The following is a 20,819-nucleotide window of genomic DNA, read 5'->3' as shown; positions in this document are numbered from 1 at the left end:
CTCTGCGCCGCAGCGGGTGATCGCCATGCCGGTCTTCGACGGTTTTGTACCGGGCCGCTACCAGATCGACAGTTTCGGCGCCGGCGGGTTCCGCTTCGCCGATATGAGCCATCGCGGCTCGATCCTGGTGACCCCCGCCGGGATCAGGATTTGGCCCGTGACGCGTTTCGCCGAGATCGACCTGCAGAGCCTCCAGCCGGTGCTGGACGAAGCGGCCGGCATCGATTTCCTGCTGATCGGCACCGGCGCCGACATCGCCTTCGTTCCGCCCGCCCTGCGCGAGGGGTTGAAGGCGCTGGGCATCACCGTCGAGGGCATGGCCACCGGCGCCGCGGCGCGCACCTACAACGTCCTGGTCGCGGAAGACCGGCGGGTGGCCGCCGCGCTGATCGCGGTCGATTGACGCGGCGGCCGTCATCTCTGCGCGAGAGCCGGGTGCCGCCTCCGGCGCTCCCGCAGCTGCGGCACGCGGTGCCGGGCATATGCGCCGGTCGCTTCAGGCATAGCCAGCCGGGCCCGCCTTGGCCTAGACTGGCCTGCACCACCGGCTGATCCGAAACCGGCCGCCGAGAGCTGCGATGCCAGACACGACGCAAACCGACCACCGCCCCGACGCCGCGCCGACCGCGCTGCCGGAGGCCTATGCGCATTGCGCGGCGCTGGTGCGCGAGCATGATCACGACCGCTATATCGCGACGCTCTACGCGCCGGAATCGCAGCGCCCCTCGCTCTTCGCGCTCTACGCCTTCAGCCATGAGATCGCTCGGGTCCGGGCCCTGGTCAGCGAGCCGCTGCCGGGCGAGGTGCGGATGCAATGGTGGCGCGACCTGCTGGAGGGGCAGGCGCGCGGCGATGCGCAATCGCACCCCGTCGCCGCCGCGCTGCTCGACACGGTGGCGCGCTATCGGCTGCCGATCGCGCCGCTGACCGGGCTGATCGAGGCGCGCATCTTCGATCTCTACGATGATCCGATGCCCTCGCTGCGGGATCTCGAAGGCTATGCCGGGGAGACCTCGAGCGCGCTGATCAGGCTGGCGACGCTGATCCTGGCCAATGGCGGCGATTCCGGCGGCGCGGCGGCCTGTGGCCATGCCGGTGTCGCCTATGCGCTGTGCGGGCTGATGCGTGCCTTTCCCTGGCATGCGGCGGCAGGCCAGGTCTATCTGCCGGGCGATCTGCTCGGGCGCAACGGCGTCATCCGTGACGATATCGTGCGCGGCCGTGGCGGGCCGGGCGTGCTCTACACGCTCAAGGAGTTGCGCGAGATCGCCCGCGACCATCTGCGCCGGCTGCGCGAACTGCGCGACAGCGTTCCGAGCAGCGCCGCGCCGGCCTTCCTGCCGGTCGCGCTGGTCGAGCCCTATCTCCGGCGGATGGAGCGGCCGGGCTACGACCCCTACCGCACGATCATCACCCTGCCATCCTGGCAGCGGCAATGGACGATCTGGCGCGCCGCGCGCCGCTGAGCCGACTCGCCGGGAGCGATGCCGCCGGCCCGGCGGCCGGCATGGTCAGCGCCTGCGCGCGCTCATTCGGCCGCCTGCGCGGCGATTCCGCCCGCCCAGGCCTCCATCTCGGCCTTGGCGCGCGCCGTCAGCGCATGTTTGCGCGCGAGGCTCTTGGCCGGGCCCTTCAGCCTCTTGCCGTCCGGCCCATGCGTCGCCTGGCCCTCGATCGGCGGAAACAGCCCGAAATTGATGTTCATCGGCTGAAAGGAGCGCGGTCCCTCGTCGATGGTGACGATATGGCCGCCGGTGATGTGGTTGACCAGCGCGCCGAGCGCGGTGGTCGCCGGCGGCAGCGTCAGTTCCGCGCCGAGCCGCTCCGACGCCGCCATCCGCCCGGCGAGCAGGCCGATGGCGGCGCTCTCGACATAGCCCTCGCAGCCGGTGATCTGCCCGGCGAAGCGCAGGCGCGGCTCCGCCTTCAGCCGCAGCCGCTCATCCAGCAGCTTCGGCGAGTTGAGATAGGTGTTGCGGTGAATGCCGCCGAGCCGCGCGAATTCGGCGTTCTGCAGCCCCGGAATCATCCGGAAGATCGCGGCCTGCTCGCCATATTTCAGCTTGGTCTGGAAGCCCGTCATGTTGAACAGGGTACCCAGCGCATTGTCCTGGCGCAGCTGCACCACCGCATAGGCCTTGACCGTGGGATTATGCCTGTTGGTCAGGCCGACCGGCTTCATCGGGCCCCAACGCAGCGTCTCGCGGCCGCGCTCGGCCATCACCTCGATCGGCAGGCAGCCATCGAAATAGGGCGTGCCCTCCCATTCCTTGAACTCGGTCTTCTCGGCCGCGAGCAGCGCGTCGATGAAGGCCTCGTACTGGTCGCGGTCGAGCGGGCAATTGATGTAGTCGGCGCCGGTGCCGCCGGGACCGGCCTTGTCGTAGCGCGACTGGAACCAGGCCTGGTCCATGTCGATCGAGTCGAAATGCACGATCGGCGCGATGGCGTCGAAGAAGGCGAGCGCATCCTCGCCGGTGAGCGACTGGATCCCCTGCGCCAAGGCGGGAGAGGTCAGCGGGCCGGTCGCGATGATGACGTTGTCCCAGGCGGCCGGCGGCAGCCCCGCGATCTCGCCGCGATCGATGGTGACGAGCGGATGCGCCGCGAGCGCCGCGGTCACCGCCTGCGAGAACCCGTCGCGGTCGACCGCCAGCGCGCCGCCGGCGGGGACCTGGTGCTGGTCGCCCTTCGCCATGATCAGCGAGCCGAGCCGGCGCATCTCCCAATGCAGCTGGCCCACAGCATTGCCGAGCGAATCGTCGGAGCGGAAGGAGTTGGAGCAGACCAGCTCCGCCAGCCCCTCGGTCTTGTGGGCGTCGGTGCCGCGGACAGGGCGCATCTCGTGCAGCACGACGGGGACGCCGGCCTGCGCGACCTGCCAGGCCGCCTCGGAGCCGGCGAGCCCGCCGCCGATGATGTGAACGGGGTTTGTCATGGATTGCGATGTGTCCGCAGCCTGCGCCGAGGTCAAGGGGCGCGCCCGAGATCGCCGCCCCAAAACGCAAAATGCCCGCCTCGCGGCGGGCATTCGCTCTTCGACCGGGTTCGCGGGGAGGACACGAGCCCGGGAGAAACGGTTCGGCCGAGGATCGGCTTAGATGGCGGCGTGGGTCCGCGCGACGAAGGGGATCTCCGAGCGCGACAGGCCGAGATCATCGAGCTCGCGATCGGTGAGGCGCGAGAGCTCGCGAACGGTCTCGCGATAGCGGAAATAGCTGCGGATCTTGGCGGCGATCATGGTGAGGAACATGGTTGGGTCTCCAGGTCTTTGACGGGGGGAAAAGCCCCGACAGCGATGAATTCGTTGTGCACTGCATATAAGTCAGGCCCCGTGCCCCTCACAGAGGCTCATAATCAGTTCCGTTATGCATCGTAAGCATGACGAATTAAGAAAAACGTCACTTATCCGGTGTCGCCCGCTCCTGGCGCCGTGCATGCCCGCGTTTCGCTCCGAATAACTGCCTTAAAATTCATCATTGGCGAGGTGCGTCAGAGTCTCCCTGGAAAACTGCTCCTATAATGGGCATGTTGCAGGCGCTCACGAGTTGCATGGGAAGCGTGACGGAGCCGCACCGGCCGTCAGACGACGATTCGGTTGACCTGGACCGCCGCATCGGCGACCGGTGGACGCATGCCGACATCGCCTCATCGCCTGTTTCTGGGGGTTTCCCGCTCCGTCCTCGGCCGTCCCTGGCGCGACCGGCTGGATGCGGCAGGGCTCGGCCGGGCCGAATCGCTGGCGCAGCGCGAGGGGACGCCGGAGCTGCTCGCCCGGCTGCTGGCGGGCAGGGGCGTCGAGCCCGATCAGGCGGAGGCGTTCCTGGCTCCGAAATTGCGCGATCTCCTGCCGGATCCGCTCTCGCTGACCGGGATGGCGGCTGCGGCGGCGCGCCTGGCCGATGCCGTGCAGCGCGGCGAAGCCGTCGCCATTTTCGGCGATTACGATGTCGACGGCGCCTGTTCGGCGGCGCTGCTCGCCGGTTTCCTGACGCAGGCGGGGGCGCGGCCGCGCATCCATATCCCGGACCGGCTGATCGAAGGCTATGGGCCCAATACCGAGGCGATCCGCATGCTGGCGGGCGAGGGTGCCAGCCTGCTGGTGACGGTGGATTGCGGCACCACCAGCCATGAGCCGCTGGCGCAGGCAGGCGCGCTCGGGCTCGATGTGGTGGTGCTCGATCACCACCAGGCGCCGGAGGAGCTGCCTTCGGTCGCGGCGCTGGTGAACCCCAACCGCCAGGACGATCTCACCGGGCTCGGCCATCTCTGCGCCGCGGGCGTCGTCTTCCTGACGCTGGTCGCCACGCGCGGCGAGCTGCGCCGCCGCGGCTTCTGGCAAAGCCGGCCGGAGCCCGATCTGCTGGAGGCGCTCGATCTGGTGGCGCTGGCCACGGTGGCCGATGTCGTGCCGCTGCTCGGGCTGAACCGCGCCTTCGTCCGCCAGGGCCTGGCCATTCTGCGCGGGCGGACGCGGCCGGGCCTCGCCGCGCTGATGGATTGCGCCGGGCTCGACGGGCCGGTGCAGCCCTGGCATCTCGGCTTCCTGCTCGGCCCGCGGATCAATGCCGGCGGCCGGATCGGCGATGCCGCGCTGGGGGCGCGGCTGCTGCTGACGCAGGACGAGATCGAGGCGCGGGCGATCGCCCAAGAGCTGAACCGGCTGAACCAGGAGCGGCAGGAGATCGAGCGGCAGGCGGTGCTGGAGGCGACCGCCGAGGCCGAGCACGCTTTGATGCGCAGCCCGGAGCAGCCGGTGCTGATGGCCGCCTCCGCCGACTGGCATCCCGGCATCGTCGGCCTCGTCGCCGCGAGGCTGAAGGAGCGCTTCCGGCGGCCCGCCTTCGCGCTGGCGCTGAACCCTTCCGGCGGGGCCACGGGCTCGGGCCGTTCGATCCAGGGGGTCGATCTCGGGCGCGCCGTGCGGGCGGCGGTGGATGCGGGCCATGCGGTGAAGGGCGGCGGCCACGCCATGGCGGCGGGCATCACCCTGGCGGCCGGACAGCAGCAGGATTTCCATCATTTCATCATGGCGCATCTGGCGGAGCAGGTGGCGGCGGCGGAAGAGGCGGAGGCGCTGATGATCGACGCCGCGCTCAGCGCCGGCGGCTGCACGCCGAAGCTCCTGGCCGAGATCGACCGCGCCGGCCCCTTCGGTTCCGGCAGTCCCGAGCCGGTCTTCGTGCTGCCGGCGCATCGGCTGATCGAGGCGCAGGAGATCGGCAGCGGCGGCCATGTCCGGGTGAAGCTGCGCAGCGGCGACGGCGCCAGCGTCGGCGGCATCGCCTTTCGCTGCGCCCAGGAACCGCTGGGCCGGGCGCTGCTGGCCGCCCGGGGCGAGCCGCTGCATCTCGCCGCGACATTGACGCTCAACCGCTGGGGCGGCCAGGAGAAGGCGGAGCTGCGGGTGCTGGACATGGCCAAGCCCGTCTGAGCCGCCGCGACGGCCGAGCTCGGCGGCGACGGGGCCGGCCGGCGCCGCTCCGGCCGGTCGGATCGGCCTGGTGGCTTCAGGCGGAAAAGCATGATGCGGCAAAATAGATGGTGGCGCGGGCCGAACTGACGCTTGCGAAGCGCCGAGGCTGCCACTATACGTCGGGCCGCTTCGCAGGGGCCTCGCCCCGGCAGCCGAAGCCTGCGACCTTCGTCTATCGGTTAGGACACCAGCCTTTCACGCTGGGGAGACGGGTTCGACTCCCGTAGGTCGCGCCATTTCCGCACAGAACTGCGAGTGCCGGCGAGGCCGCCGAGTGGCGGCTGGAGCCTTAGCCCAGTCGACTGTCCAATCTCGTCAATCCCGTCATCGATGTGAGCAATCCTCGCCTGTTCGCGCGCGGCTGGTTCGCAGGCTGCTGATCGCAATTCGTCGCGTGCTCAATTTCCGGCCTTTGCGGCCCGCGGGCCGTCCGCCGATCCGGCAGCAGCCGGCCTGTTCGCGCGCCTTCCCGCGCAGTCGTTCGGCCCTCGATCATGCCTCAGGCCCCCCGCATCCGCGCCCCCCCTGCGCCGAACGGCCTCGGCTCAATAGCGGAAGGCGCGGGACAGCTGGTCCTGGATCGGCTTGGCGATATAGGCGAGGGCGGTTCGTGCGCCCGTCTGGATGAAGGCCTCCGCCGGCATGCCCGGCACCAGCGCCTTGCCGCCGAGCCTGTCGAGTTCGGTGCGCTCCAGCTGAATGCGGACGGTGTAGTAGCTGACGCCGGAGGGCTGGTCCGTCGTCAGCTCGGCCGCGATGTGCTGCAGCTGACCGGTCAGGCTGGGGGTGGTGGCGGCGTCGAAGGCGGTGAAGCGGACTAGCACGTCCTGCCCGGGGCGGAGGCGGTCGATCATCGCCGGATCGACCCGCGCCTCGACCAGCAGCCCGTCGCTCTCCGGCACGATCAGCATGATCTGCTCGCCGGCGGCGATGACGCCACCGACCGTGTGCACCGTGCTCTGATGCACGATCCCCGCCTGCGGCGCGCGGATCTCGATGCGCGCGAGCTGGTCCAGCGCCGCGACGCGCCGCTCCGACAGATCGGCGATCCGGCCCTCGACATCGCGCAGCTCCTCGGAGACGGTGCGGCGCAGATCCTGCGAGACCTGCAGGATCTGCAGCTCGGTCTCCGCGATGCGCCCGCGGATTCGGGCGAGCTCGGCGACCAGGCTGCCTTCCTCGCCGGAGAGCCGCGCGGCCTCGCGCTGCAAAGTCGTCAGACGCGAGAGCGAGACGAGATTCTGGTCGAAGAGCTTCTGCACCCCCTCCAGCTCGTGCCCGATCAGCTGCGCCTGGTCGCGCTTGGCGCCGGCCTGGGCCGCCACCCCTTCGATCTCGCGGCGCGCCTGCTCGATCCGCTCGCGCAATTGCGCGACCTGGCCCGCCATTGCCTCGCGCCGCGCCCGGAACACGCCCTGCTCGGTCGCCAGCGCCTCGGCGATCGCCGGGACCGCGTCGGCGATCGCCGGCATCGGCGGGGCGAAGCCATCCTGACCCGCGCGCTCGGCCTCGAGCCGCGCCTTGCGGATGATCAGGCGGCCGAGCTCGATCTCGATCAGCGAGAGCGCGGCCCTTGCATTGGTCGCGTCGAGCCGGACGAGCACGGCGCCGGCCTCGACATGGTCGCCGTCGCGGACATGGATGGCGGCGACCACGCCGCCGGCGGGGTGCTGGATCCGGCGCAGATTATGCTCCAGCACGACCCGGCCCCAGGCGATCACGGCGCTCGACAAGGGTGCCGTCGCGGCCCAGATGCCGATGGTGCCGAACAGGATCATCAGCGTCGCGATCCCGGCCAGGGCCATGCGGCGGATCGAGCGCCAGGGATCGGCGAGCGGGCGCCCGGGCGGCGTGGTGGCAGGCGAGGGCAGGGCGAGCGGCATCGGCGTGACCTCTAGGGGCGGGACGCCGCGACCTGCGCCCGGCCCGGGGGGCTGGCGAGCGGCGCGGCCCGCGGGGCCAGGCTCATCCGCAAGACCTCCTCCTTCGGGCCGAGCGCCTGGACCGCGCCGGCCGAGAGGACCATGACGAGGTCGATCCCGACCAGGGCGGATGGGCGGTGGGCGATGACGATGACGATGCCGCCGCGCTTGCGCACGCCGCTGACGGCCTGGGCGAGGGCGCTGTCGCCCTCCGCGTCGAGATTGGCGTTGGGCTCGTCGAGCACCACCAGAAACGGGTCGCGGTAGAGCGCGCGGGCGAGCGCGATGCGCTGGCGCTGGCCGCCCGAGAGATGGCCGCCCTGCTCGCCGATCGGCGTCTCGAAGCCCTGCGGCAGCGACAGGATCATCTCATAGGCGCCGGCGGCCTTGGCGGCGGCAATCACCGCCGCTTCCGTCATCTCCGGATCCATCCGGGCGATGTTCTCGGCGATGCTGCCGTCGAAGAGCTGCACATCCTGCGGGAGATAGCCGATCGTGCTGCCGCGCTGCTCGGCGCTCCATTGGTCGAGCGTCGCCCCGTCGAGCCGCAGCTCGCCCCGCGCCGTCGGCCAGACCCCGGTGATCACCCGCGCCAGCGTCGATTTTCCCGAGGCGGAGGGGCCGATCACCGCGAGCCCGTCCCCGGCCTTCAAGGCGAGGCTGACATCCCTGAGCACCGGCAGGCTGCCGCCCGGTGCGCAGGCGAAAACCTGTTTGAGCGCCAGCGTGCGGGCCGGAGGCTCGGGCGCGACGGCGGGGTGATGGGTGGGCACGCCGAGCGCCTCGCCGAGCCGGCCCCAGGCCTGGCGCGCGGCGATGAAGGGCCGCCAATGCGCGATGGCGAGCTCGACCGGGGCGAGGGCGCGGCTGCCGAGGATCGAGGCGGCTATGGTGACGCCCGCCGTCGCCTGGTCGTTGACGACCAGCAGCGCGCCGATGCCGATCAGCGCCGATTGCAGCATGAAGCGGACCACACGCGACAGGGCGCCGAGGCCGCTGCCGATCTCCGCCGCTGCCAGGCCATGGCCGATATAACGATCGTTCAGCCCGGCAAATCCCGCCAGCACGCGGCGCTCCATGCCGAGCGCGGCGATCAGCTCGCTGTTTCGCCGCGCGGTCTCGAGCATCGCCATTCGCCGCGCGCCGATGCGGGCGGATTCGGCGCTGGGGCGCCTCGTCAGCACTTCCGTCAGCAGAGCCAGCAGTGCCAGGACGACCGCGCCGGCGACGAGGGTCCAGCCGAGAAGGGGATGGAGCAGGAAGCAGAGCCCGCCATAGAGCGGGATCCAGGGCAGGTCGAAGAAGGTGGTGGGGCCGGGGCCCGAGAGGAAGGTCCTGACGCTGTCGAGATCGCGCATCAGCTGGGTGCCGGGCTGGGCCTGCGGGGAGAGCCGCAGGATCGCCAGCACGGCCGGAGCCGACAGCGCCCGGTCGAGCGCGATGCCGATGCGGGCCAGCAGGCGGGTGCGCAGCCAGTCGAAGGTGCCGAGCAGGATGTAGAGCGCTGCGGCGATCAGCGAGAGCGACACCAGTGTCGGGATGCTGCGCGACGGCAGCACCCGGTCATAGACCTGCAGCATATAGATGGAGCCGGTCAGCATCAGGATGTTGACGACGGCCGAGAACAGGGCGACGGCGGCAAAGCCGGTCCGGCAGGAAGCCAATGCAGACTTCATCACCTCGGTATCGCGCCCGCGCATCGGAAAACTCAACGGAATGACAGATCGAACGCATGACGCGGACCGATCGCCTTCTAGAGAGCCGGTGATTCAATTTTGTGACATCATGCGGAATAAGCGCAGTCGAGGTCGACATCAGACCGACCTCTGCGTCATCCCGGAGGATCGTGACCCCGGCGGGCGGATCAGCGCCGGGCGGTGAACTCCTCGAGCGTCATGGTCGGCAGGTCGAAACGCTCGCGGGTCGTGGCATAGCCATGGCCGCCCATCCGGCCGACGGCATCGAGCGCCGCCGGATCGACATGCAGCCGATCATCGACGATGCCTTCGCGGAAATGCGCGTAGAGCACCTCGCCGAGGATGATCTCGCGGGAATTGCCGATGCCGAGCGTGGTGTGGTGCCGGCATTCGAAGGCGGCGGGCGCCTCCGCGATCCAGGGGCAGGGCACCCGCACCCCCGGCCGGGCGGTGAGGCCGGCCTCGGCGAGTTCGTCGGTGCCGGGCGGGAAGGGCACGGCGCAGATGTTCATCCCCTCCAGCAACGCTTCCGAGACGATGTTGACGGTGAAGGCCAGCGTCTCGCGGATATTGCGTCCGGTATCCTTCTGGGCGCCGCTCGGCCGGTATTCGACGCCGAGCGCCAGGATCGCCGGATCGGCCGAGAGGCAGTTGAAGAAGGAGAAGGGGGCGGCGTTGACCCGGCCTTGCGCGTCGACGCTGGTCACCAGCGCGATCGGCCGCGGCACCACCGCCCCGATCAGCAATTTATAGCGTTCCCGGCCGGACAAGGCGGCGAAATCGAAGGTGACGGTTCCGGGTTTTTCGGCGTGCGGAGACTGTGTTGTCACGGCTGGATCTCGCCGCTCCGAGACAAGATTTCAGCCACGCCGCCGCAGCAGAAACGACTCGCGATCACGGTTTTGTTGACCGGTCCGGACAGGAATAATCTGGAACAACAATGCATCCGGCTCGGTTCCTCATGTCAATCAGCAAGGAGATTTCCATGAACAAGACATTGATCGCCATCGCCTCGTCAACCTTTCTGCTGTCGGCATCGGTCGCGCTCGCGCAGACGACTTCGGGCCCGAACGCCCCGAATTCCTCGGCCGTGACCGATCCCGCGAGCCCGGACCGTAATCAGGCCGGAGGCAAGGCGGGTGCCGCCACCATGGGCGCCGGGACCGGTCAGGCCGGGACTGTGACCACCGGCACCCGGGCGGGCGCGACGGGCGCGATTGACGATCCGGCCCGTCCCGATCGGATGAAGGCCGGCGGCAAATCCGATGCCGCGACCACCGGTGCCGTCAGGAGCGGCAATCGCGCCGGGGCCAACGCGGCGATCAACGATCCCGCGAGCCCGGACAAGCAAAGCTCCAAGAAAATGAACTGAGCTCCGCCGTCCCTATCGGGACCGCAGCGTCAGTGATCGCGGAACGGCCCCTTCGCGGGGCCGTTTTCGCGTTCGGGATGCTCTCGTGGCGCGTCCGGGCGGGGCGGGCGGCGGCTCCGAGGGAGCCTTTCGGCCGCTCGCGGGTTTGACCATCGGACATGGCTGCCCTGCTGCGGCAGAACCCACGCGAACAGGGGACGGACGGGTGGAACAGAGCATCAGCATCGCTTCCGAGGCGGATCTCAACGCCGCCTATGACCGCATCGACGCGCTCAAGGCGGCGCCGGGATGGTCCGAGCAGGATCCGGAGTACCGGGCCTGGCTCGAGGCGGTCCTGGCCTGGCGCCTGCGGCGCCCGACGACGCAGGTCGTCGCCGCGCAGGACGAGCCGGAGCGGCCGCGGGGGCAGCTGGGTTGAGGCCGCTGCAGGAACGGCCGGCCAGGAGCGGCCGCGCGGCAAGAAGAGCCTCGCGGAGCCGGCGCAGCGGAGGATATGCGAGCGGATGATGGATGCTTTCGTCTGGATGGAGTTCGATCTGATCCTGCGGCTCGTGGCCGGCATGGCGGCGGGGGTCATCGTCGGCTGGGAACGCACGCTCAAGCAGAAGAGCGCTGGCATCCGCACCTTCGGCCTCGTCGGGCTGGGCACGGCCACGGCCGCGGCGATCTTCACCGATCCCGGCGATGCCGACGCCGCCAGCCGCGTCGTGCAGGGCGTGCTGACCGGCATCGGCTTTCTCGGCGCCGGGGTGATCACGCTCGGCAAGTCAGAGAACACACCGCGCGGCCTGACCACCGCCGCCGCGGTCTGGGTGACGGCGGCTCTGGGCTGTGCGGCGGGGCGTGGCGATTGGGCGATCGTGCTGACGGCGACGGGGCTCGCGCTGGTGCTGCTGGTCATCGATCATTCGATCGAGCGCTGGGCCGGCCGCAGCGTCGAGGCGCCGGCGGAGCATGCGGGCGGGCATGAGGCCCCGGTCAAGCTGTCGGGCCGCAGCGAGCAGACCTAGCGCGCGGCAAGCACGTCCTGGTAATCGGGGTGGCGGCGCGCCCAATCGGCGATGAAGGAGCAGGCCGGCACGATCTTGCGCCCCGTCCGGCGCGCATTGTCGAACAGGCCCTGCGCGAGGCGCGAGCCGATCCCCCTGCCATTGAAGCGGGCCGGGACCTCTGTATGCGTCACCACCAGCCTGTCACCGTCGCGGCGGAAGCTGGCGAAGGCGATGCCGCCCTCGAAGGCGAGCTCGAAGCGGTTCTGCTCCGGCCGCTCGACGATCTCCGTCTCAGTCCCTGTCATCGCTAACGTCCTTCGCAGTGTCGGCGGGCTCTTCCGCCGCCATCCGGCATGTCGCCCGCGTATGGGTTTCGATGGCGGAGAGCGCCGCGTCGAGCCCGGGATAGGGGCCGTGCTTCATGCTCTGCATGGTTTCGGCGATGCGGGCCTCGGGCCTGATCCTGAACTCGCCGGGCGCGACCTCGCTCACCGTGCCCATCTCGCGGCCCAGCAGATCGACCAGGCTCCAGCCCGCAGCGCCATTCGGTTTGACGACGATATCCACGCGGTCTCCTCCCGGCGCTCAGGCGCGCCTTTCTCGGCTGCGGATCGGCTCGCTCTCGCGTCAGCCGCCTTCGAAACTGAAGACCAGCGCCGCCAGCGGCGGCAGCACCAGCTCGACCATGGCGGATTCGCCGCCATGAGACCCGTCATGCGCATGGACCCCGCCGGCATTGCCGACGCCCGATCCGCCATAATGCGCGGAATCGGTGTTCAGCACCTCGCGCCAGAAGCCGCGATGCGGGACGCCGATGCGGTAGCCATGGCGCGGGACCGGCGTCATATTGGCCACCACCAGCACGGGGGCGCGGCCATGGCGGCTGCGCAGGAAGGCGAAGACGCTGTTGGCGGCGTCGTCCTGGATCAGCCAGCGGAAATCGCCGGCCGTGCCGTCGCTCTCATGGAGCGCGGCGAGGTCGCGATAGAGCCGGTTGAGATCGCCCACCAGCGCCTGGACACCGGCATGGCGCGGGTTCTTCAGCAGGTCCCAGTCGATCTCGCCATCATGGTTCCATTCCCGCTCCTGGGCGATCTCGCCGCCCATGAACAGCAGCTTCTTGCCGGGATGGGCCCACATGAAGGCGAGATAGGCGCGCAGCCCCGCGAAACGGGACCAGCTGTCGCCCGGCATCTTGTTGAGCAGCGAGCCTTTTCCGTGGACCACCTCGTCATGCGAGAGCGGCAGCATGAAATGTTCGGAGAAGGCGTAATGCAGGCCGAAGGTCATCTCATGGTGGTGATGGCGCCGATAGAGCGGATCGCGCTGCATGTATTGCAGCGTATCGTGCATCCAGCCCATGTTCCATTTGAAGTCGAAGCCGAGCCCGCCTTCGCCGACGCTGCGCGTCACGCCCGGCCAGGCGGTCGATTCCTCGGCGATCATGATCGCGCCCGGCTGCCGCTCGCGGACCAGCTGGTTGAGCTGCTGCAGGAAGGCCACGGCCTCGAGGTTCTCGCGGCCGCCATGGATGTTGGGGCGCCATTCGCCGGGATTGCGGCTGTAGTCGCGGTAGAGCATCGAGGCGACCGCGTCGACGCGCAGGCCGTCGACATGGAAATGCTCGAGCCAGTGCAGGGCGCTGGCGATCAGGAAGCCCATCACCTCCCGGCGCCCGAAATTATAGATCAGCGTGTTCCAATCCTTGTGGAAGCCCTCGCTGGGATCCTCGTGCTCGTAGAGCGCCGTGCCGTCGAAGCGGGCGAGGCCATAGGCGTCGGACGGAAAATGCGCCGGCACCCAGTCGACGATGACGCCGACATCCTGCTGATGGCAGGCATCGACGAAGAGCGCGAAATCCTCCGGTTCGCCAAAGCGATGGGTCGGCGCGAACAGGCCGAGCGGCTGGTAGCCCCATGAGCCGGTGAAGGGATGTTCGGCGACCGGCAGCAACTCGATATGGGTGAAGCCGAGCTGCTTGACATAGGGCACCAGCCGGTCGGCGAGCCCGCGCCAGTCGAGCGAGGCACCGTCCTCGCCCCGGACCCAGGAGCCGGCATGGACCTCGTAGATCGAGATCGGCGCCGTGGGGCTCTGGCGGCTCCGGCGCGAGGCCATCCAGGCCTGGTCCTGCCAGCCATGCGAGACCGCGCGCGGCACGATCGAGGCGGTGCCGGGCGGCAGCTCGGCCGCACGGCCGACCGGATCGGCCTTCTGCGGCAGGAGATGGCCGTGGCTGTCGACCAGCTCGTATTTGTAGAGCTCGCCGCTGGCGAGCCGCGGCACGAACAGCTCCCAGATACCGCTGTCGCCGCGCCGGCGCATGACATGGCGCCGGCCATCCCAGCTGTTGAACGTCCCGATCACCGAGACGCGGCGCGCATTCGGCGCCCAGACGGCGAAGCGCACCCCGCGCACGCCGTCGATCTCCACCGGATTGGCGCCGAGCACGTCCGGAAGATGCAGATGGCGGCCCTCGCCGATCAGGTGCAGGTCGAGATCGCCGAGCAGGGGCCCGTAGCTGTAGGGATCCTCGGTCAGCTGTTCCCCGCCCGGCCAGGCGATCTTCAGGCTGTAGCCCCCCTTGCCGATCGCGCCGACGAACAGGCCGGACGGCGCCGAGGGCGACAGCGGCAGCTCCTGCCCGTCCTGGAGCAGGCTCACGCCCTGCGCGCCGGGCAGATACACCCTGACGAAGCGGCCCTGCGGACCCTGATGCGGGCCGAGCACGGCGAAGGGATCGCCGAACTGGCCGGACGCCAGCGCCGTGGCGACATGCGGCTCCAGCGCGGGGATATGCTCGCTCGTGCCGTCGGTCATTTGCTCTCCTCATTCAGCAGGCGGTCGCAGAGCTCGGCCAGCCCGCGCAGGGGCACGCCCAGCCAGTCCGGCCGATTGCCGACCTCATATGTCACTTCATAGGCGGCTTTCTCGATCATGAAGAGCGAAAGCAGCGCCTCCCTGTCGGAGCCGACCGCCGGCTCGGCCCGGTCGCCATCCAGCGTCCGGCCATAGGCGGCGAGCAGGGCCTGCGGCATGCGCTGGCGGAACCCATCCGCCAGCCGGTCGTAGCGCCCGTCCTGAAGCGCCGCGGCACTCAGGCCCCGCGCCGCCGCCAGTCCATAATCGAGCGAGCGGAGGATCCCGGCCACGTCGCGCCAGCCGCTATCCTTCGCGCGCCGCTCGGCGAGAGGCTGCGCCGGCTCGCCCTCGAAGTCGATGATCATCACATCGCCGCTGGCGACCAGGGTCTGTCCGAGATGGAAATCGCCATGCACCCGGTGCAGCAGGCTGCCCTTGCCCACCCGGCAGAGCGTCTCGACCGTCTTCAGCAAGGCCTTGCGCCGGGAGAGCACCCCGTCGGCGAGCTCCTGCTCGGCGCCGGTGAGGCTGTCGCGGTGGCGCGCCAGCGCGTCGAGCGCCGCGGTTACCCTGTCGCCGATGCGGCTGGCCCAGCGCCCGATCTGCGCCTGGTCGGCCGCCACGGGCGCGAAAGCCTCGTCGCTGCTCGGCTGCGCCAGGATCTGGTGCATCTCCGCCAGACGCTGGCCGAGGGTGGTGACGAAGCTCTCATAGATCGAGAGCAGATCGTCCAGATCGACATCCTCGCGGGTCATCTCGTCGAGCGTGCGGCCGAGATAGGAAAGCGTCCATTCCCAGGCATCGCCTTCGCCCGGGATGAAGGCCTGCACGACGGCGAGAACCTCCTCCTCGCCCTGCTCCGGGACATGGACGATCTCGCCCAGCAGCGGCGGCGCGTTGCGGAAGCCGCGCTCGGTCAGCACCCTCGTCATCTCCGCTTCCGGATGCTGGCCCGGCGCCACGCGTCGGAACAGCTTCAGCATGATCTTGTGGTCGATGATCACGGAGGAATTGGACTGATCGGCCGAGAGCCAGCGCACCGGTGCGTCGCCGGTCACCTCGACGGCGTCGAAGGCCGCCGTGGGCCGGAACGAGACCTGCCCGGCCGTGCTCCTGATCTGCCCGGCGCCGCGCAGCTGCGCCAGCAGCTCGTGCACGAAGGCCGGCAGGGCGAAGGCATCGGTGAGGAAGCCGGTGCGGCGGCCGCGCCGGACCCGCGCCAGTGCGAGCTGCTGTGGCAGCGCCGCGGTGATCGCATCGTCCCAGCCGATGCCGAGCGGCAGGAGATAGCGCCCGGTAGTGCCCTGATGGATGGCCTCGACCAGCACCAGCGCCATTTCGCGATCGGAGCCGAGGCGCGCCGTCACCGCCACCCGCGCAGTGTCGAGCTTCTGGTCCTTGCCGCCAAACCAGCGGCGCTTGGCGAGATAGGGCGGCAGGATGCTGGTCTCGAATTCGCGCCGGTATTGCGGCGTGATCATCTCGTCCGGGCCGCCGCGCAGCACGAAGGTGGTGTAGTCGGGCATCGGCTCCGGCGTCTGCGCGTGCCAGGAGGGCGAGGTCGTGCCTTCGGCGAGCTGGAACCAGTAGAAGCCATAGGGCGGCAGCGTCAGCAGATAGGTCAGCTGCCCGATGGCCGGGAAGACGGCATTGCCGAGCATCTCGATCGGGTGGCGGCCCGCATATTCCGACAGATCCAGCTCGAAGGCCTGCGCCGACCGCGAGAGATTGGCGACGCACAGGATGGTCTCGCCTTCATATTCGCGGAGATAGGCGAAGGCCTTGCGGTTCTGCGGATAGAGGAACCGGAGGCTGCCGCGGCCGAACGCCTGATGTTCCTTGCGCACGGCCAGGATGCGCCGCGTCCAGTTCAGCAGGGAATGGGAATCGCGGGTCTGCGCTTCGACATTCACCGCCTCGAAGCCGTAGAGCGGGTCCATGATCGGCGGCAGCACCAGGCTCGCCGGGTCGGCGCGGGAGAAGCCGCCATTGCGGTCCGGCGACCATTGCATCGGCGTGCGCACGCCGTCGCGATCGCCCAGGAAGATGTTGTCGCCCATGCCGAGCTCGTCGCCGTAATAGATCACGGGCGTGCCCGGCATCGAGAGCAGCAGGCTGTTCATCAGCTCGATGCGGCGGCGATCGCGCTCGAGCAGCGGCGCCAGCCGGCGCCGGATGCCGAGATTGATGCGGGCGCGCTTGTCGGAGGCGTAGAAGCTCCAGAGATAGTCGCGCTCGCTGTCGGTGACCATTTCGAGCGTCAGCTCGTCATGATTGCGCAGGAAGATCGCCCATTGGCAGTTCTCCGGGATATCCGGCGTCTGCCGCATGATGTCGGTGATCGGGAAACGATCCTCCTTGGCGATCGCCATGTACATCCGCGGCATCAGCGGGAAATGGAAGGCCATGTGGCATTCGTCGCCTTCGCCGAAATACGCCTGGGTATCCTCGGGCCACATATTCGCTTCGGCCAGCAACATCCTGCCGCTGTAGGATTTATCCAGCTCGGCGCGGATCTGCTTCAGGACCAGGTGGGTCTCGGGCAGGTTCTCGTTGGAGGTGCCGTCGCGCTCGATCAGATAGGGCACCGCATCGAGCCTGAGCCCGTCGACGCCGAGATCGAGCCAGAAGCGCATCACGCCGAGGACCGCCTTCAGCACGGCGGGATTCTCGAAGTTCAGATCGGGCTGGTGCGAATAGAAGCGGTGCCAGAAATAGGCGCCGGCGACGGAATCCCAGGTCCAGTTCGAGCGCTCGGTGTCGAGGAAGATGATCCGCGTGCCGGAGTAGAGCTGGTCGTTATCCGACCAGACATAGAAATTCCGATGCGGCGAGCCGGGCTTTGCGAGCCGCGCCCGCTGGAACCAGGGGTGCTGGTCGGAGGTGTGGTTGATGACGAGCTCGGTGATCACGCGGATGCCGCGCTCATGCGCCGCCCTGATGAAGCGCTTCACATCGGCCGCCGTCCCGTAATCGGGATGCACGCCCTTGTATTCCGAGATGTCGTAGCCGTCGTCGAGCCGGGGCGAGGGGTAGAAGGGCAACAGCCAGATCGCCGTCACCCCTAGCGAGACGATATAGTCGAGCTTCGCCATCACCCCCGCGAAATCGCCGATGCCGTCGTTATTGGCGTCGAAGAACGACTTCACATGCAGCTGGTAGATGATCGCGTCCTTGTACCATTGCGGATCCGCAGGGTGGACGTCGGGCGGGGTCTGGATGGTCATAGGCTGGTGCTTTCGGTGGCGGCGATGCGCCAGATCGAGAAGGGGGTGTCGTGCGGGTCGAGCCGAATGGTCTGGTGCTTGCCGTGCCAGCTGAAGCGATGCCCGCGCATCAGGTCCTGGACAGCTACGCTGGCATGGTCCGGCAGGCCGAGCTCCCAGAGCGGGATCTCGATGCCGGCGCTCTGCGCGCTGAACGGGTCGAGGTTCACGGCGACGAGGATGATGTCGCTCGTGCCCTGCGCCCGCTTGCCGAAGAACAGGATGTTGTCGTTGCCGGCCTGGTAGAAGCGCAGCCCGAGATGGCTCTGCAGGGCGGGGTGGCTGCGCCTGATCCGGTTGAGCTGGGCGATCTCGGCGATGATGTTGCCGGGAGCCTGCCAGTCGCGCGGCTTGATCTCGTATTTCTCGCTGTCGAGATATTCCTCCTTCCCCGGTATGGCGGCGGATTCGCAGAGTTCGAAGCCGGAATAGACGCCCCATAGCCCCGACAGCGTCGCGGCCAGCGCGGCCCGGATCAGGAAACCGGGGCGGCCGGAGCTCTGCAGGAAGACCGGGTTAATATCGGGCGTGTTGACGAAGAAATGCGGGCGGAACAGGTCGCGCGCCGGCGCCTCGTTCAGCTCGGTGAGATACTCCGTCAGCTCCGCCTTGCTGTTGCGCCAGGTGAAGTAGGTGTAGGATTGCGAGAAGCCGATCTTGCCGAGCCGATACATGATCTTGGGGCGGGTGAATGCCTCGGCCAGGAAGATCACCCCGGGATCGCGCGAGCGGATATCGGCGATCAGCCACTCCCAGAAGGGGAAGGGCTTGGTGTGAGGGTTGTCGACCCGGAAGATCCGGACTCCCTCGTCGACCCAGAACTGCACGACGTCGCGCAGCGCCAGCCAGAGCTCGGGAATGGCGCCCGGGCCGTAGAAATCGACATTGACGATGTCCTGGTACTTCTTGGGCGGGTTCTCGGCGTAGCGCATCGAGCCGTCCGGCCGCCATTGGAACCAGTCCGGGTGCTGCTTCAGCCAGGGATGGTCGGGCGAGCACTGGATCGCGAAATCCAGCGCGAGTTCCAGACCGTGCTCCGCCGCCTGGCGCACCAGCGTCTGGAAATCCTCGAAGGTCCCGAGCTCGGGATGCAGCGCGTCATGCCCGCCCTCGGCCGAACCGATCGCATAGGGGCTGCCGGGATCGTCCGGCGCCGGCGTCAGCGTGTTGTTGCGGCCCTTGCGATTGGTCCGGCCGATCGGATGGATCGGCGGGAAATACAGGACGTCGAAGCCCATCTCGCGGATCGCCGGCAGCCGCCCGATGACATCGAGCAACGTGCCGTGGCGGGCCGGATCATCGGTGATCGAGCGCGGGAAGAGCTCGTACCAGCTCGAGAAGGAGGCGGCCTCGCGATCGGCCTCGACGGGGTAGACGCTGTCGGCTCCGGTGGCGTGCGGCCGCGGGTCGGCCCGCTCCATGGCGTGGAGGAGTTCGTCGGTGAGCAGGAGCTCGGCCGCCTCCTCGCCGGATTGCCCGTCGAGCCTGGCCAGATAGCGATTGATCGGCTCGGCGATGCCGGCCTCGGCGCCGGCGGCGAAGCGCTCCAGCATCAGCCGGCCCTCGGCGATTTCCAGTGTCACGTCGAGCCCGGCCTCGCGCTTCTTCACGAGGTCGCGGCGATAGGTCTGGAATTCGCCCCACCAGGCCTCGATGGCGAAGAGATGCAGCCCCGGGCGCAGCAGCGGGAAGCGGCCGCGCCAGCGGTCGTTCGCCACGAGCTGGAGTGGCGCGCGCGACCAATCATCCTCGTCGACCGCGCGCCACAGCAGATCGGCGCGCAGCACGTCATGGCCGTCGCTGAAAATATCGGCCTCGACGGTGACGTGCTCGCCCGCCGAGCGCTTCACGGCGAAGCGCCCGCCCTCGATCGCAGGGCTGACCGCCTCGATGGCGATGCGCTCGCCCGAGAGCAGCGCGGCATCGTCGGGCCGGGGCGGCGGCGCGCCGACGATGGGCTGCGGCTCGACCAGGCGAAAGGCCGTGCCGGCGGCCGGCTGCAGGAGCGCATCGTCGGCATCGGATGGCCGCCGGCCGATCCGGGCCGCCATCAGGCCGATATCGGGGCGGCAGACATTGACCGGGTCGCGGTTGAGCACGACGAGATGCTCGGCGCCGCGGCGCGACTGGCGCAGGATGACCGGCTGGTCGCCCTGCAGCGCCAGGGCCCGCAGCGAGCGCCCGGCCGATCCGACGAGCTCTCCGATGCGGCGGTTGGCCGCCTCGATGTCGGCCTGGACGTCGCCGGTGCGCTGCGACGCTGCGGCGAAATCCTCTTCGGTGGCGAGCGCGAAAGGGGCCTCCATGCCGTATTCGAAGCCCATCGGCATCAGCCAGCCATCGGCCAGCAGCGTAGCGGCATGGAGCGCCATCTGGCGCGTGCGGGCAGGGGGAACCGCCGTCGGACCGGCGGCGCGCAAGGCGAAGGGATCGACGGGGAAGCCGACCAGCGCGGCGCGGTCGGCGATGGCGTTGTACTCATCCAGCAGCCAGGCGCCGTGCCCGTCCCACCAGGCGACGGAGGATGGCAGGAAATCGAAGATCTCGGCGGCCGCCAGCACGTGCTCGCGGGGCGCGCCGGGCATCCAGGCCAGCGCCGCGAAGAGCGGGTCGCTCTCGCGGGCGGTGGCCAGCAGATCACGCCAGAAGGAGAGCGGCACGGCTGCGGCCTCATGGCAGCGCAGGCCGGAGACGCCCAGCCCCTGCCATTGCCGCAGCTGCTGCCGCCAGAAGGCGAGGTGCCGGCTCTCGGCCCCGGCGAAATCGGCCTGGAGCACGGGCGTCCGGTGCAGGGTTCGCGGGTCGATGCCCTGGGTCTGCGGCCGCAGCCACAGGCCCTGCTGCGATTGCGCCAGCGCGCCGTCGCCCGCGGCCCGGGCCGGCGCCAGATCCATCCACAGGGAGAGGCCGTGATCCCGGCAGGCGGCCGCGAGCTCGCTCAGCACCTGCAACGCGTCACGGCCCTCGATGCGCCCGACGTCGTCGGTCAGGAAGAGATCCGCGGCCGAGGAGAAGGGCCAGGCGAGCAGCAGCTCGGAGAAGCCGAGCGACGCCGCCCTCGCGACATGATCGGGCCAGGCTTCAGCGCCGCCGCCGATCCTCGGATGCAGGTAATAGATGCGCGGAGTGCCGACGCCACCTTCCGCGCAGGAGCCGGCGCCCGCCGCTCCCGATACTCCAGCCTCGACCATCGCCACTGTCGACCCGCTCCCTTGCCGCCTCCTGAGGGGAA

16 protein-coding genes and 1 tRNA gene are annotated in these 20,819 nt (G+C 69.3%); 7 read left to right on the top strand and 10 right to left on the bottom strand.

Translation table 11 applies throughout. From position 1 onward, the window contains the following. Window positions 1-25 precede the first annotated feature (25 nt). Window positions 26-403, top strand: coding sequence for an MTH938/NDUFAF3 family protein (locus ASG72_RS16130; RefSeq protein ID WP_056714859.1), 378 nt, complete (start codon window positions 26-28; stop codon window positions 401-403). A gap of 175 nt (window positions 404-578) precedes the next feature. Next, window positions 579-1,466 carry a phytoene/squalene synthase family protein gene (locus ASG72_RS16125; protein WP_056714109.1) on the top strand — a complete coding sequence of 296 codons (888 nt, stop codon included), beginning with the start codon at window positions 579-581 and terminating at the stop codon, window positions 1,464-1,466. 62 nt (window positions 1,467-1,528) lie between these two features. Here the strand turns inward: ASG72_RS16125 and trmFO are convergent, their stop codons facing one another. Both trmFO and ASG72_RS20415 read right to left on the bottom strand, forming a co-directional pair. Further along, on the bottom strand, window positions 1,529-2,938 hold the full coding sequence (trmFO, locus tag ASG72_RS16120) for a methylenetetrahydrofolate--tRNA-(uracil(54)-C(5))-methyltransferase (FADH(2)-oxidizing) TrmFO (protein WP_056714856.1): 1,410 nt from the start codon (window positions 2,936-2,938) through the stop codon (window positions 1,529-1,531). Window positions 2,939-3,097: 159 nt separating this feature from the next. Then, complete coding sequence (locus ASG72_RS20415; RefSeq protein ID WP_156396003.1) at window positions 3,098-3,253, bottom strand: DUF1127 domain-containing protein; 156 nt, start codon at window positions 3,251-3,253, stop codon at window positions 3,098-3,100. Between the two features lie 381 nt (window positions 3,254-3,634). Here ASG72_RS20415 and recJ point away from each other — a divergent pair, with 381 nt between their 5' ends. Beyond that, entirely contained in the window at window positions 3,635-5,434 is a 1,800-nt protein-coding gene (gene recJ, locus ASG72_RS16115) for a single-stranded-DNA-specific exonuclease RecJ (RefSeq protein ID WP_056714105.1), read from the top strand. A gap of 203 nt (window positions 5,435-5,637) precedes the next feature. After that, window positions 5,638-5,712, top strand: a tRNA-Glu gene (locus ASG72_RS16110). 309 nt (window positions 5,713-6,021) lie between these two features. On the opposite strand, the gene ASG72_RS16105 is transcribed toward ASG72_RS16110, so the two are convergent. From ASG72_RS16105 to ASG72_RS16095, 3 genes are all read right to left on the bottom strand, one after another. Next, window positions 6,022-7,359 (bottom strand): HlyD family type I secretion periplasmic adaptor subunit, encoded by a 1,338-nt coding sequence (locus tag ASG72_RS16105; protein ID WP_082540389.1) that lies wholly within the window; start codon window positions 7,357-7,359, stop codon window positions 6,022-6,024. A gap of 11 nt (window positions 7,360-7,370) precedes the next feature. Beyond that, the gene (locus ASG72_RS16100; RefSeq protein ID WP_056714101.1) at window positions 7,371-9,098 is read right to left on the bottom strand and encodes a type I secretion system permease/ATPase; all 1,728 of its coding nucleotides are present in this window, start codon (window positions 9,096-9,098) and stop codon (window positions 7,371-7,373) included. Window positions 9,099-9,262: 164 nt separating this feature from the next. Then, on the bottom strand, window positions 9,263-9,925 hold the full coding sequence (locus ASG72_RS16095; RefSeq protein WP_056714098.1) for a flavin reductase family protein: 663 nt from the start codon (window positions 9,923-9,925) through the stop codon (window positions 9,263-9,265). Window positions 9,926-10,080: 155 nt separating this feature from the next. Here ASG72_RS16095 and ASG72_RS16090 point away from each other — a divergent pair, with 155 nt between their 5' ends. From ASG72_RS16090 to ASG72_RS16080, 3 genes are all read left to right on the top strand, one after another. Then, entirely contained in the window at window positions 10,081-10,467 is a 387-nt protein-coding gene (locus ASG72_RS16090) for a hypothetical protein (RefSeq protein WP_156396002.1), read from the top strand. 205 nt (window positions 10,468-10,672) lie between these two features. Then, a complete protein-coding gene (locus tag ASG72_RS16085; RefSeq protein ID WP_056714092.1) occupies window positions 10,673-10,885 on the top strand; it encodes a hypothetical protein in 213 nt (70 codons plus the stop codon). Between the two features lie 85 nt (window positions 10,886-10,970). Continuing rightward, window positions 10,971-11,477 (top strand): MgtC/SapB family protein, encoded by a 507-nt coding sequence (locus ASG72_RS16080; RefSeq protein ID WP_156396001.1) that lies wholly within the window; start codon window positions 10,971-10,973, stop codon window positions 11,475-11,477. On the opposite strand, the gene ASG72_RS16075 is transcribed toward ASG72_RS16080, so the two are convergent. From ASG72_RS16075 to ASG72_RS16055, 5 genes are read right to left on the bottom strand one after another with little or no spacing between them, the layout of a single operon-like run. Continuing rightward, window positions 11,474-11,764, bottom strand: coding sequence for a GNAT family N-acetyltransferase (locus tag ASG72_RS16075; RefSeq protein WP_056714087.1), 291 nt, complete (start codon window positions 11,762-11,764; stop codon window positions 11,474-11,476). The two genes, ASG72_RS16080 and ASG72_RS16075, sit on opposite strands and share 4 nt — an antisense overlap. Further along, on the bottom strand, window positions 11,751-12,026 hold the full coding sequence (locus tag ASG72_RS16070) for a hypothetical protein (protein WP_056714084.1): 276 nt from the start codon (window positions 12,024-12,026) through the stop codon (window positions 11,751-11,753). Before ASG72_RS16070 ends, ASG72_RS16075 begins: the two co-directional genes overlap by 14 nt. Before the next feature lie 60 nt (window positions 12,027-12,086). Beyond that, the gene (glgB, locus tag ASG72_RS16065; RefSeq protein ID WP_056714081.1) at window positions 12,087-14,279 is read right to left on the bottom strand and encodes a 1,4-alpha-glucan branching protein GlgB; all 2,193 of its coding nucleotides are present in this window, start codon (window positions 14,277-14,279) and stop codon (window positions 12,087-12,089) included. Continuing rightward, a complete protein-coding gene (treS, locus tag ASG72_RS16060) occupies window positions 14,276-17,548 on the bottom strand; it encodes a maltose alpha-D-glucosyltransferase (RefSeq protein WP_056714078.1) in 3,273 nt (1,090 codons plus the stop codon). Before treS ends, glgB begins: the two co-directional genes overlap by 4 nt. Then, window positions 17,545-20,778, bottom strand: coding sequence for an alpha-1,4-glucan--maltose-1-phosphate maltosyltransferase (locus ASG72_RS16055; RefSeq protein WP_082540433.1), 3,234 nt, complete (start codon window positions 20,776-20,778; stop codon window positions 17,545-17,547). The genes treS and ASG72_RS16055 overlap by 4 nt, the downstream gene beginning before the upstream one ends. Window positions 20,779-20,819: the final 41 nt, after the last annotated feature.

This window comes from Allobosea sp. Leaf344 (assembly GCF_001426225.1).
Lineage (GTDB): Bacteria > Pseudomonadota > Alphaproteobacteria > Rhizobiales > Beijerinckiaceae > Allobosea.
This window is presented reverse-complemented; position numbering and strand designations above follow the sequence as displayed.

Excerpts from the sequence above, each read along its gene's own strand:
- ASG72_RS16130 (WP_056714859.1), top strand. The coding sequence starts at position 26 with ATGCCGGTCTTCGACGGTTTTGTACCGGGCCGCTACCAGATCGACAGT.
- ASG72_RS16125 (WP_056714109.1), top strand. The coding sequence starts at position 579 with ATGCCAGACACGACGCAAACCGACCACCGCCCCGACGCCGCGCCGACC.
- trmFO (WP_056714856.1), bottom strand. The coding sequence starts at position 2,938 with ATGACAAACCCCGTTCACATCATCGGCGGCGGGCTCGCCGGCTCCGAG.
- ASG72_RS20415 (WP_156396003.1), bottom strand. The coding sequence starts at position 3,253 with ATGTTCCTCACCATGATCGCCGCCAAGATCCGCAGCTATTTCCGCTAT.
- recJ (WP_056714105.1), top strand. The coding sequence starts at position 3,635 with ATGCCGACATCGCCTCATCGCCTGTTTCTGGGGGTTTCCCGCTCCGTC.
- ASG72_RS16105 (WP_082540389.1), bottom strand. The coding sequence starts at position 7,359 with ATGCCGCTCGCCCTGCCCTCGCCTGCCACCACGCCGCCCGGGCGCCCG.
- ASG72_RS16100 (WP_056714101.1), bottom strand. The coding sequence starts at position 9,098 with ATGCGCGGGCGCGATACCGAGGTGATGAAGTCTGCATTGGCTTCCTGC.
- ASG72_RS16090 (WP_156396002.1), top strand. The coding sequence starts at position 10,081 with ATGAACAAGACATTGATCGCCATCGCCTCGTCAACCTTTCTGCTGTCG.
- ASG72_RS16080 (WP_156396001.1), top strand. The coding sequence starts at position 10,971 with ATGATGGATGCTTTCGTCTGGATGGAGTTCGATCTGATCCTGCGGCTC.
- ASG72_RS16075 (WP_056714087.1), bottom strand. The coding sequence starts at position 11,764 with ATGACAGGGACTGAGACGGAGATCGTCGAGCGGCCGGAGCAGAACCGC.
- glgB (WP_056714081.1), bottom strand. The coding sequence starts at position 14,279 with ATGACCGACGGCACGAGCGAGCATATCCCCGCGCTGGAGCCGCATGTC.
- treS (WP_056714078.1), bottom strand. The coding sequence starts at position 17,548 with ATGACCATCCAGACCCCGCCCGACGTCCACCCTGCGGATCCGCAATGG.
- ASG72_RS16055 (WP_082540433.1), bottom strand. The coding sequence starts at position 20,778 with ATGGTCGAGGCTGGAGTATCGGGAGCGGCGGGCGCCGGCTCCTGCGCG.